The following is a 1,159-nucleotide window of genomic DNA, read 5'->3' on the forward strand; positions in this document are numbered from 1 at the left end:
CAATGAGCGACTATCTGTGGTGTCAAGTTGCATTGGCGAACTCCATGCGCGCATCGCGTGCTTTTGCATTGAGAATGACGAGGAGTTTTCGCGCCAGCGCCATGCGGATGACCATTTTGGTTTTGCCAGCCTTTTGCAACCGTTCGGCGAAAGCTTGCAGATGAGGATCGTACCTGGCGACGTGCCGGGCAACGATAAAGAGAATGCCACGCGGCCCGGTGCGACCGCCCCGAATATTACGAGGTCCCTCGCGTTTGCCGCTATCATTGGCGAAAGGCGAGAGCCCCACCAGCTTGGCGATGGCCTTGTTGGAGACGATGCCGATCTCGGGGACCTCCGCCAACAGACGGGCAACGGTGCGGTCAGCCAAGCCCTTGAAGACGCGGAATGTCATGTCGAGCCTGGCCCACAACGGATCATCGTCAATCAGCGAGGCCACCTCGCCAGCCAGCCGCTTCTCCTCGCGCTTGAGGCAGGTCAGCACCGTGGAGAGACTGGCCAGCGTCTCGGCGTCTGTGGTGGCGCTCTTGCGCTGCTTGTTGACGGTGATGTCGCCGGTGACTTGGGAAAGCCTGGAAACCAAGACTTTCAGTCGCTGCTGCGCGGGACTGGGCGGCGCCGCCGGCACGATCTGCTTGACCGACGCGTAATGGGCGATCACGGCCGCGTCGATGCGATCGGTTTTCTCGAAGGTGCCCATTGCTTCGGCGAAGCGACGCACGCTGCGAGGATTGACGATGCCGCAAGGCAGGCCGTTCTCCCAAAGCCACAGAAAGGCCAACCGCTCATAACCGCCCGTGGCCTCCATAACCGCGAGCTCGACACGATGGCCGCGGCAAAACACCAGCAACTCGCCTAGTCCCGCTGCGTCGTTGGCGAAGCGAGCAAACGCAGCGCCCGGCCGGATATGGGCGTCCAGCCAATCTTTCGAAACATCAACTCCACAAATAATGTTGTTCACGGTAACCTGCCTTGTTCGTGCGATTGGAGCCAAGCGACTATTCGGTCGTGCGTGACAAAGGCGAAGATCCCAAGCTCATTGACGGTTGTAGCCGGAGGGGCAGCGGGCGACTTCGCCAAGCCTCGGGCCGGATGGCCATCCGGCCCGAGGCTCAATCGCTTCCATCGCACATAATCATCTCGTGCAGATACAAGGGGC

The 1,159-nt window shown here is 60.7% G+C and carries 1 protein-coding gene; it reads right to left on the reverse strand.

Annotation, left to right across the window (positions count from 1 at the left end):
• Window positions 1–22: 22 nt before the first annotated feature.
• A complete protein-coding gene (locus tag NKJ67_RS35060) occupies window positions 23–961 on the reverse strand; it encodes an IS110 family RNA-guided transposase (protein ID WP_127270070.1) in 939 nt (312 codons plus the stop codon).
• Between the last annotated feature and the right edge of the window lie 198 nt (window positions 962–1,159).

Source organism: Mesorhizobium sp. M0088 (assembly GCF_040322895.1).
Lineage (GTDB): Bacteria > Pseudomonadota > Alphaproteobacteria > Rhizobiales > Rhizobiaceae > Mesorhizobium.